The sequence below is a fragment of the Mycobacterium sp. genome (assembly GCF_052145595.1).
Classification (GTDB): Bacteria; Actinomycetota; Actinomycetes; order Mycobacteriales; family Mycobacteriaceae; genus Mycobacterium.
The window spans coordinates 35,743-45,013 of record NZ_JBKQOI010000167.1; the positions used below are offsets into that span (position 1 = coordinate 35,743).

The 9,271-nt window shown below is 67.5% G+C and carries 9 protein-coding genes and 3 pseudogenes; 8 read left to right on the plus strand and 4 right to left on the minus strand.

Annotation, left to right across the window (positions count from 1 at the left end; translation table 11 throughout):
* The first annotated feature begins 147 nt into the window (after window positions 1-147).
* Genes egtA through egtE form a run of 5 tightly spaced genes read left to right on the plus strand, consistent with a single transcriptional unit; the run spans window position 148 to window position 5,549 of the window.
* The gene (gene egtA, locus ACLP4W_RS15490) at window positions 148-1,428 is read left to right on the plus strand and encodes an ergothioneine biosynthesis glutamate--cysteine ligase EgtA (protein ID WP_442387324.1); all 1,281 of its coding nucleotides are present in this window, start codon (window positions 148-150) and stop codon (window positions 1,426-1,428) included.
* Window positions 1,425-2,738, plus strand: a complete 1,314-nt coding sequence (gene egtB / locus ACLP4W_RS15495; protein ID WP_442387326.1) for an ergothioneine biosynthesis protein EgtB — start codon at window positions 1,425-1,427, stop codon at window positions 2,736-2,738. The genes egtA and egtB overlap by 4 nt, the downstream gene beginning before the upstream one ends.
* Window positions 2,738-3,445, plus strand: a complete 708-nt coding sequence (egtC, locus tag ACLP4W_RS15500) for an ergothioneine biosynthesis protein EgtC (RefSeq protein ID WP_442387328.1) — start codon at window positions 2,738-2,740, stop codon at window positions 3,443-3,445. The genes egtB and egtC overlap by 1 nt, the downstream gene beginning before the upstream one ends.
* Window positions 3,445-4,410 (plus strand): L-histidine N(alpha)-methyltransferase, encoded by a 966-nt coding sequence (gene egtD, locus ACLP4W_RS15505; protein ID WP_442387330.1) that lies wholly within the window; start codon window positions 3,445-3,447, stop codon window positions 4,408-4,410. The genes egtC and egtD overlap by 1 nt, the downstream gene beginning before the upstream one ends.
* The gene (egtE, locus tag ACLP4W_RS15510; RefSeq protein ID WP_442387332.1) at window positions 4,407-5,549 is read left to right on the plus strand and encodes an ergothioneine biosynthesis PLP-dependent enzyme EgtE; all 1,143 of its coding nucleotides are present in this window, start codon (window positions 4,407-4,409) and stop codon (window positions 5,547-5,549) included. The genes egtD and egtE overlap by 4 nt, the downstream gene beginning before the upstream one ends.
* Before the next feature lie 104 nt (window positions 5,550-5,653).
* Here the strand turns inward: egtE and ACLP4W_RS15515 are convergent.
* A pseudogene (locus tag ACLP4W_RS15515) lies at window positions 5,654-5,740 on the minus strand (SAM-dependent methyltransferase); the annotation flags it as partial.
* A gap of 99 nt (window positions 5,741-5,839) precedes the next feature.
* On the opposite strand from ACLP4W_RS15515, the gene ACLP4W_RS15520 reads away from it, so the two are divergent.
* The 3 genes from ACLP4W_RS15520 (at window position 5,840) to ACLP4W_RS15530 (ending at window position 7,583) form a co-directional block, all read left to right on the plus strand.
* Complete coding sequence (locus ACLP4W_RS15520) at window positions 5,840-6,223, plus strand: hypothetical protein (RefSeq protein WP_442387334.1); 384 nt, start codon at window positions 5,840-5,842, stop codon at window positions 6,221-6,223.
* Window positions 6,224-6,327: 104 nt separating this feature from the next.
* Window positions 6,328-6,567 (plus strand): hypothetical protein, encoded by a 240-nt coding sequence (locus tag ACLP4W_RS15525; protein WP_442387336.1) that lies wholly within the window; start codon window positions 6,328-6,330, stop codon window positions 6,565-6,567.
* A 203-nt stretch (window positions 6,568-6,770) separates the two neighbouring features.
* On the plus strand, window positions 6,771-7,583 hold the full coding sequence (locus tag ACLP4W_RS15530; RefSeq protein ID WP_442387338.1) for a PE-PPE domain-containing protein: 813 nt from the start codon (window positions 6,771-6,773) through the stop codon (window positions 7,581-7,583).
* A 151-nt stretch (window positions 7,584-7,734) separates the two neighbouring features.
* On the opposite strand, the gene ACLP4W_RS15535 is transcribed toward ACLP4W_RS15530, so the two are convergent.
* The 3 genes and pseudogenes from ACLP4W_RS15535 to ACLP4W_RS15545 form a co-directional block, all read right to left on the minus strand.
* Window positions 7,735-8,034: a DUF732 domain-containing protein gene (locus ACLP4W_RS15535; protein ID WP_442387340.1), complete on the minus strand. Its 300-nt coding sequence runs from the start codon at window positions 8,032-8,034 to the stop codon at window positions 7,735-7,737.
* Between the two features lie 134 nt (window positions 8,035-8,168).
* A pseudogene (locus tag ACLP4W_RS15540) lies at window positions 8,169-8,531 on the minus strand (class I SAM-dependent methyltransferase); the annotation flags it as partial.
* Between the two features lie 18 nt (window positions 8,532-8,549).
* Window positions 8,550-9,271 (minus strand): annotated as a pseudogene (locus ACLP4W_RS15545) (glutamate--cysteine ligase); the annotation flags it as partial.

A 9,271-nucleotide genomic window follows, 5' to 3' on the forward strand; every position in this document is an offset into this window, starting at 1 on the left:
GGTACTCGCTTGGCCGGTGGGTGGAAATCCTGTCGGAACGGGAATATGTCGGGGCGATCTGCAAGATGAAGTAGTGGCGGATACCGCTTCTGTTAGCTGCGCGATGAGCGGTCCGCGAGTGAGGCTCGGGCCCGAAGGGATCGTGATATGACGTTCGCCGCTATCAGCGCCGCAGCCTCGCAGCCGGATACCCCCGAACCCGAGATGGCCGACTCGTCGGCGGCCGCGCAGTACATCGCCGACAGCTGCCTGGTGGATGCCCCGCTGGAAGGTGTCGGTCTGGAGCTGGAGGGGCACTGCCACGACCCGGCCGACCCGCACCGCAGGCCGGGCTGGGACGAAATCAGCGGGGTTCTCGACTTGCTCCCCACCCTGCCCGGCGGGAGCCGGGTGACCGTGGAACCGGGCGGCGCCGTCGAACTGTCCGGTCCGCCCATCGACGGTGCCGTGCCCGCGATCGACGCGATGAGCCGCGACCAGGCCGTGCTGCGGTCGGCCTTCGCCGACGCCGGCCTGGGTTTGGTTTTCCTCGGGGCGGATCCGTTGCGGCCGCCCAAGCGCATCAACCCGGGCGCGCGGTACCGCGCCATGGAACAGTTCTTCGGCGCCAGTCGCTCCGGCGAGGCGGGGGCGGCGATGATGACGTCCACCGCATCGATTCAGGTCAATCTGGATGCCGGCCCGCAGGACGGTTGGGCGGCGCGGGTACGGCTGGCGCACGCCCTGGGGCCCACGATGATCGCGATTGCCGCCAACTCTCCGATGCTGAGCGGCGAGTTCACCGGTTGGGTCTCCACCCGGCAGAGGGTGTGGGGCCAGATGGACTCGGCACGTTGCGGGCCCATCCTCGGTGCCAGCGGCGACGACCCCGGCACCGACTGGGCGCGCTATGCGCTCAAGGCTCCGGTGATGCTGGTGCACAACCCGGACGCCGTGGCGGTCACGCATTGGGTGCCCTTTGCCGACTGGGTGGACGGCCGGGTGTTGCTCGGCGATCGCCGACCGACCATCGCCGACCTGGAATACCACCTGACCACACTGTTCCCCCCGGTGCGCCCGAGGCAGTGGCTGGAAATCCGCTACCTCGACAGCGTGCCGGACGCTTTTTGGCCCGCCGTGGTGTTCACGCTGGTGGCCCTGCTCGATGACCCGGCCGCCGCCGACGTGGCGGCCGAGGCCGTCGAACCGGTGGCCACCGCCTGGGACACCGCGGCCCAGGCCGGTCTGCGGGATCGGCGGCTGTACGCGGCGGCCAACAAATGCGTGGCCGTCGCTGCCGAGAAGGCGCCGGCGGAGCTCGACGAAGCGATGCAGCTGTTGGCCCGCGGCGTCGAGCAGGGCCGATGTCCCGGGGACGACTTTTCCGACCAAGTGATCGAGCATGGGATCGCGCCCGTGGTCGCGAGCTTGGCGCAAGGGGGGCTGTGACTTCCCGGGAGAGGCTTGCCGACGATTTGGCGCGGGCGCGGACGCGGACGCTGCGGCTGGTCGATTTCGACGACGCCGAACTGTGCCGCCAGTACGACCCGTTGATGAGCCCGCTGGTGTGGGATCTCGCGCACATCGGTCAGCAGGAAGAGCTGTGGCTCTTGCGGGACGGTGACCCGGGCCGGCCCGGGATTTTGCCGCCGGCCGTCGAGGGCCTCTACGACGCCTTCGAACACTCCCGGGCCAGCCGCGTCGACTTACCACTGCTGTCCCCCGAGCGGGCGCGGTCGTATTGCCGGACGGTGCGGTCCGCGGCGCTGGACACCCTGGATGCCCTGCCCGACGGCCCCGCCGGTGACCGGGCGGCTTTCGTCTACGGGATGGTGGTCAGCCACGAGAACCAGCACAACGAAACCATGCTGCAGGCATTGAACCTGCGCACCGGCGCGCCGCTGCTCGACACATCCGCCTTGCCCGCGGGCCGGTCGGGACTGGCCGGCACGTCGCTGCTGATCCCCGGCGGCCCGTTCGTGCTGGGAGTGGACGCGGCACGCGAACCGTACTCGCTCGACAACGAACGTCCGGCCCACGTCGTTGAGGTGGCGGCGTTCCGGATCGGCCGGGTTCCCGTCACCAACGGCGCATGGCAACAGTTCATCGACGACGGCGGCTACGACCGGTCGCGCTGGTGGTCGCAGCGCGGCTGGCAGCACCGGCAGAGCGCGGGTCTGACCGCGCCGCAGTTCTGGAACTCCGACGGGCGAACACGCACCCGGTTCGGCCACGTCGAAGACATTCCCGCCGATGAGCCCGTCCAGCATGTCACCTACTTCGAGGCCGAGGCCTACGCCGCGTGGGCCGGGGCGCGGCTGCCCACCGAGACGGAATGGGAGAAGGCCTGCGCGTGGGACCCGGCGACGAACGCCCGGCGGCGCTACCCCTGGGGAGCGCAGCAGCCGTCGGATTCCCTTGCCAACCTGGGTGGCACGGCATTGCGTCCGGCGCCCGTCGGCGCTTACCCGGCTGGCGCTTCGGCCTACGGGGTCGAGCAGATGCTGGGTGACGTCTGGGAGTGGACCACCTCACCGCTGCGGCCCTGGCCGGGGTTCGTCCCGATGATCTACGAGCGGTACTCGCAGCCCTTCTTCGATGGCGACTACCGGGTGCTGCGGGGTGGGTCGTGGGCCGTGGAGCCGGCCATCCTACGGCCCAGCTTCCGCAATTGGGATCACCCGTTCCGTCGTCAGATCTTCTCCGGTGTCCGGTTGGCGTGGGACGTGGAGGACGGCCGAGCCGAGGGCTTCGCCTGATGTGCCGTCACCTCGGCTGGCTCGGCGCTGACGTCGCGATCTCCTCGCTGGTGCTGGATCCGCCGCACGGTCTGCGGGTGCAGTCATATGCTCCGCGCCGGCAAAAGTACGGCCTGATGAACGCCGACGGTTGGGGCGTCGGCTTTTTCGACGGAGCGGTGCCACGGCGCTGGCGTAGCCCGGCACCGCTGTGGGGTGACCCGTCGTTCGACTCGGTCGCGCCGGCGCTGCACAGCCACTGCGTGGTGGCCGCAGTGCGCTCGGCGACCGTCGGCATGCCGATCGAAGTCAGTGCGACGGCACCGTTCACCGACGGTCAGTGGTTGTTGTCGCACAACGGGGTTGTCGACCGTGCCTTGCTGCCTCCGACTTCATCGGCCGAATCAGTCTGCGACAGCGCGATACTCGCGGCGAACATCTTCGCGCGTGGGCTGGACGCGCTGGGCGACACCATCCTAGAAATCGGCACCGCCGATCCCGATGCTCGGCTCAATGTGCTGGCCGCCAACGGGTCTCGGCTTTTGGCCACGACCTGGGGAGACACGTTGTCCATCCTGCGCAGCGACGATGGGGTGGTGCTGGCCAGCGAGCCGTATGACGACGCGCCCGGCTGGGAGGACGTCCCGGACCGCCACCTCGTCGAAGTCTCTGTGGAGGGTGTCACGTTTACTTCCCTGGACCCTCCTGGACCCCCGAAAGGATCTTGATGACGCTGACGCTGTCCAACCACCTCGCCGCCGACTCGGCGTATCACGCATTGCGTCGCGATGTGTTCGACGGCCTGCAGAAGGCGCCGAAGTCGTTGCCGCCCAAGTGGTTCTACGACGATGTGGGCAGCGATCTGTTCGACCAGATCACCCGGTTGCCCGAGTACTACCCGACCCGCGCGGAGGCCGAGATCCTGCGCAGCCGGTCGGCCGAAGTGGCATCGGCCAGCGAGGCCGACACCCTGGTCGAACTCGGCGCCGGGACGTCGGAAAAGACCCGGCAGCTGCTGGACGCGCTGCGCGACCGTGGATCGCTGCGGGGATTCGTGCCGTTCGACGTCGACGCCAACATGCTGTCGGCGACCGCGATCGCCGTCCAGCGCGAATACCCGGGAATCGAAATCAAAGCCGTCTGTGGGGATTTCGAGGAACACCTGGCCGAAATTCCCGGCGGCGGGCGACGGTTGTTCGTGTTCTTGGGGTCGACGATCGGCAACCTCACGCCCGAGCCACGTGCGGAGTTCCTCGCGACCTTAGCCGAGGTGATGCGCCCGGGGGACAGCCTGCTGCTGGGCACCGACCTGGTCAAGGACACCGGACGGCTGGTGAGCGCCTACGACGACGCCGCCCGGGTGACGGCAGCGTTCAACCGCAACGTGCTGGCGGTGATCAACCGGGAACTCGATGCCGATTTCGACGTCGACGCCTACCGGCACGTGGCCCGCTGGAACGGCGACGAGGAACGCATCGAAATGTGGCTGCGGTCCGACCGTCACCAGCGGGTGCGCCTCGGCGCGCTGGACCTGACTGTCGAGTTCGCGCCGGACGAGGAAATGCTCACCGAGGTGTCGTGCAAGTTCCACCCGGACGGAGTGGGTGCCGAGCTGGCCACCGCCGGACTGCGTCGCATTCGATGGTGGACCGACCGTGCGGGCGACTTCGGGCTGTCGTTGGCCGTGAAGTGAGCGATAGCGATTCGCTGGCCGACCGTTGGCGGGCGGCCCGTCCGCCGGTGGCCGGCCTGCACCTGGACAGCGCGGCCTGCTCGCGCCAGAGTTTCGCGGTGATCGACGCGACCGCCCAGCACGCACGCAACGAGGCCGAAGTCGGCGGGTATGTCGCGGCCGAGGCGGCTACACCCGTGCTTGACGCCGGCCGTGTCGCGTTCGCCGCGCTGTGCGGCATGCCGGACGCCGAAGTGGTGTTCACTACCGGCTCGCTGAACGCGCTGGACCTGCTGCTGGGGGGCTGGCCGGCGCAGAGCCGGACGGTGGCCTGCCTGCCCGGCGAATACGGTCCCAACCTTGCCATGATGGCCGCTCACGGATTCGAGCGTCAGCTGTTGCCGACCCTCGACGACGGCCGGGTGGCGCTCGACGACGCGGCGCTTCTCTTGGACGAGGACCCGCCCGATCTGGTGCATCTGACCCCGGTCGCGAGCCATAGCGGTGTGGTGCAACCGCTGCCGATGATCGCGCAACTATGCCGCGAATTGGGGCTGCCGCTGATCGTGGACGCCGCCCAGGCGCTGGGCCAGGTTGACTGCGCGGTGGGTGCGGACGTGACCTATTCGTCGTCGCGCAAGTGGATCGCCGGACCGCGCGGGGTAGGCGTCCTGGCGGTGCGGCCCGACCTGATGGAGCGGCTGCGTCCTCGGTTGGCGTCGCCGGCGTGGGCGGCGCCGTTCAGCGTGGCCCAGCAACTCGAATTCGGCGAGGCCAATGTCGCTGCGCGCGTGGGTTTTTCGGTAGCGTTGGGGGAGCATTTGGAGTACGGACCCCAAGCGGTGCGGTCACGCCTGGCTGAGCTGGGAGGCCTTGCGCGGAGCATGCTGTCCGAAGTGCCCGGGTGGGCGGTGTTCGAAGAGGTCGAAGAGCCGAGCGCGATCACGACTTTGGCGCCGGTCGACGGCGCCGACCCCGCGGCCGTGCGTGCGTGGTTGCTCGCCGAGCGTCGGATCTTGACCACATTCGTCGGGGTGCAGCGCGCTCCGCTGGAGCTGTCGGCGCCGTTGCTGCGGATTTCACCGCACGTGGACACCACGGCAGAGGATCTGACCGCCTACGCCGAAGCGCTGGCGACCGCGACCGCGGCAGCCACCTAACCCGCCGCGTCGAGCTGGGGCACCGCCCGCTTGCGGGGAACACACCAGCGTGGCCGTGCTGGCCGAGCGTCGCGATTGCGTGACGCTCGGGGCGGGGGCGGGCCTCAGCCGGCCTTGTGCGCCGTGAGCAGGTAGGCCGGCAACTTCATCCGGCCCTTTTCGTCGCGGTCGTGCGGCGGAAACTCGAACGGCATATTCGGGCGCGTACGTTTTCCCGCGAGGCTCACGGGGAGGCCCCGAAACACGCTGTTACCAGCTACAATTGGCAGTGACAACGGAGGTAAAAACCGATGACGAGAAGCGTTGAAGCGCAACGGGTTCTGGACAGCCTGGATGACGAGCTGGCTGCCGCCGGGAAAGCGATTGGTAGTGAGCTGGTTTGGTCTGCCGCCGAGGTGGAGATCCTCGATATGATCGCGGCGCATGTGGACCGCCGGGCGGATCTGGCGAAGCGGTACGCGTCGGCGGCGGTGAAGGACGCCAGGTTGAAGATCGCGTTGTCGACCGAGCTGCGTTTGCTTGAGCAGTCGCTGACTCGATTGCTCAAGACGATAGAGGCTGGGATCCCGACTTCCGAAGACGCTAAGCCGCTTTCGGTGACCTCTCGTAAGGCGCAGCACGCGGCGCGTACCAGGTGGAAGCGGGTCAGGATGGCGGAAGGTCAGGGCGGCTAGTGGCTCGCAGGGTTCCTGGCCCAATAGCCAGCGCCGAGAACACAGCTCAGGCCCCGCCGGGCACGTATCGGGTTGTGCTGCGGGCACAGTGTTTTGAGCGTGCCATGAATGAGTCTCTTTGTCGTGGCCGCTGGCCGGGGTTGATGGATGTCAACGACCCGGAGGCGGAGGTGGCCGAGGTGGAGCTAGCGGCACGGATCGCGGAGCTGATGGATGAGCGTTGCGGCCCACCAGTGTTCGCGCAGGGCTATCAGATGCCGAAGGGCAGCGTCCCGCCGGGATCGTTTCCGCGTGGGCAGCACGGCTACGTTGTGACTAGTGACGACCGAATTTCGATCCGATGAGAAGGGACGCGGAACATGTTACTTAGCTTCATTCCCGGCGCTGGCAAGCAGCCGAGACCAAAGGCCGACGAGACGCCCCGGAGGAACACGCGGCCCAGTCACGCACCGATGTTCACCTCCACCCACGCCGAGCCGCAGCCGGGCGTGGCCCCGGCGGAAGATCTCACCGAGGACTTGGGTGAACCTGACACTCGCGAGCCGAAATGACAACACCAGTAACCATTTTCATGGTCGACGGGACACACAACCTTCTGGATTGGCTCACCCAGCCAGGGTTTCCGGAAGTTGATAATCCGCTGATCGGGACGACGCTGCCGCCGCTGCTGGACCCGACGTACCTTACGCAGGTACAGATTTCATATCCGGCGGCTGACTTCCCGATGACCACAAGTATTGATGCCGGTGTCACCGCGCTCAGCGATGCCATCCTGGCGCTGGGCGGGGCACCGTTCATGCTGTGCGGCTACTCGCAGGGCGCGGGTGTCTGCAGTCAGGTTCTGAAGGCGATGCAATCCGGCTCGCTCACAAGCGTTTACGACGACTGCATCGGGGCTGTCATGTTCGGCGACATCTGCCGCGAGGCCGGGTCTATCGCTTCGTGGCTGACTGATCCTGGGGGGCATGGGATTTGGACGGGGCAGCTCAACACCGACACCCCGGCCTGGTGGATGGATTGCGCGATCCCGCTCGACGCAGCTTGCACCGTGAGGGATGACGTGCTGTACGAGGTCGACCTCGGGACGTTCTTCGCGACGTTCATCGGCTCCTTTCCCGGCTCCGGCGACCGGATCCGCTTCCTGCTGGATAACCTGGGAAGTGGTGTGCAGATGGACGTTTCGGCGTTTGGTGACTGCGCGACGTGGTGTGCTGCGGTGGCCGGGCTGATCCCGTTCCCGACGTGGATGATCAACACGGTGACGCACGGCCTGTACTACAACACATGCCCGGAGGGGTCAACGTCGACTTACGCCGAGCTGGCAGCCAACTGGATCAACGCGACCGCAGCAGCGGCGTAGGGACCGAGATTGCCGGGGCTGAGCGCCACGCTGAGCCACGAACAGGCCCCCGGCGGGTGGATAAATGCCGGGGGCCTGTCCTGTGGGGATCCTAGGGCTAGCGCACCTCCGGGCACAGGTCGTTGAGCGCGGCCCGCCACGCCACCGAAACCTAATGGCCCAGTGGGCTGTTCGTGTCCAGCCGATCAAACAGCCCGACCGTGGTCTGAATTCCGTTGGCGCGGTTCACCTTTACCGCATCGCACACCTGGTATCCGGCGTTGAGCGCTTGGCGGTCGCGGCTGTCCGGCATCCCGGCCTGGTGCAGCTCGTCCAGGTAGTGCGCCTGCGGTGACCACGGGACCAGCTCCCACTGGGAGTGGCCCTGGTCCCACCAGACACCGAACAGGCCGACCGCCGCGATTGCGGCCAGTCCGGCAGCCAGTGGCCGGATCACCTCGGCTGCGCTCATGCCTGCCCACCATCGGGCGGTACTCATATAGCGGCGGGTCGAGGTAGCCCTCGGAGGCTGTCACGTCAGCTAGGCGTGCCTCCAAGGTTTGCTGGGAAAGGCGCTGGTCAGAGGCTGGACCCTTCGGGTAGAAGTAGGGTGCTGTCGACCACCGTGTTAAAACGGCCGGCTGATCCCGTTGGGTAGCCGGTGAAATCGGTGATGTCCGCCTGCACGAAGCTGGCAGTGGTCAGGCCGCGTTCGGCGGCCGCCTTGGTCGTCGCCGCGACGGCGGTCGGCGTGAGATCGATGCCGACCACGGTGTAGCCCTGCGCGGCCAGCGCCAACGACAACTCGGCATGCCCGCAGCCGGCGTCGAGCACGTCGCTGCGAAACTTTCCGGCCGCGACCAGGGCGGCCAATTCCGGCTGCGGCTCACCGATGTTCCGTGGCGGCGGACCCTCGAATTCGCCCTGCTCACGGTACGCACTGTCCCAGTCCATTATTTCGGATGACATGGTTTCCCCTTCGCGCTGTTACTCAGTCCAGGTATGCACCGGTTCGTTGGAGTGCATGTGTTCGCAGTACCGCCGCAGCATTTCGGCCAGTGCCGCGGGCCGGGTCATCCCGCCGTCCTCCAGCGTGCGCACGGTGGAGACCTGCCAGCTCGCTCCGTTGCGGCCGGTCCTGGCACGGCCTTCGATGACACCCAGGAACCGGTCACGCACGTCGGCGTCGACACCCCACCGGCGCAGTCCTTCATGGGCAATCGGCAGCAACGTGTGGAGCACCAGTTCCTGCGCCGTCACCTCGCCCAGACCGGGCCAATTCAGCCGCGCGTCGATGCCGCTGCGGGCTGCCTCGAGGAAATTCGCTTGTGCGGCAGCGAAACTCATCCGGTTCCAGAGCGGGTTTTCCTCTTCGGACATGCTGCGCAGCATGCCGTAATAGAAGGCTGAATTCCCCAGCATGTCGACGACGGTTGGCCCCGCCGGCAATACGCGGTTCTCCAACCGCAGATGCGGGCGCCCGGCGACAACGTCGTACACCGGCCGGTTCCACCGGTAAACGGTGCCGTTGTGCAGGCGCAATTCGGCAAGGTGCGGGGTGCGTCCGGCGGCCAGCTCGGCGACCGGGTCTTCGTCGGATACCTCGGGCAGCAGGGACGGGAAGTAGCGGATGTTCTCGTTGAACAGGTCGAGGATGGAGGTGATCCACCGTTCGCCGAACCACACCCGCGGTCGCACGCCCTGGGTCT

Excerpts from the sequence above, each read along its gene's own strand:
- ACLP4W_RS15530 (WP_442387338.1), top strand. The coding sequence starts at position 6,771 with ATGACAACACCAGTAACCATTTTCATGGTCGACGGGACACACAACCTT.
- egtA (WP_442387324.1), top strand. The coding sequence starts at position 148 with ATGACGTTCGCCGCTATCAGCGCCGCAGCCTCGCAGCCGGATACCCCC.
- ACLP4W_RS15520 (WP_442387334.1), top strand. The coding sequence starts at position 5,840 with ATGACGAGAAGCGTTGAAGCGCAACGGGTTCTGGACAGCCTGGATGAC.
- ACLP4W_RS15535 (WP_442387340.1), bottom strand. The coding sequence starts at position 8,034 with ATGAGCGCAGCCGAGGTGATCCGGCCACTGGCTGCCGGACTGGCCGCA.
- ACLP4W_RS15525 (WP_442387336.1), top strand. The coding sequence starts at position 6,328 with ATGAATGAGTCTCTTTGTCGTGGCCGCTGGCCGGGGTTGATGGATGTC.
- egtD (WP_442387330.1), top strand. The coding sequence starts at position 3,445 with ATGACGCTGACGCTGTCCAACCACCTCGCCGCCGACTCGGCGTATCAC.
- egtC (WP_442387328.1), top strand. The coding sequence starts at position 2,738 with ATGTGCCGTCACCTCGGCTGGCTCGGCGCTGACGTCGCGATCTCCTCG.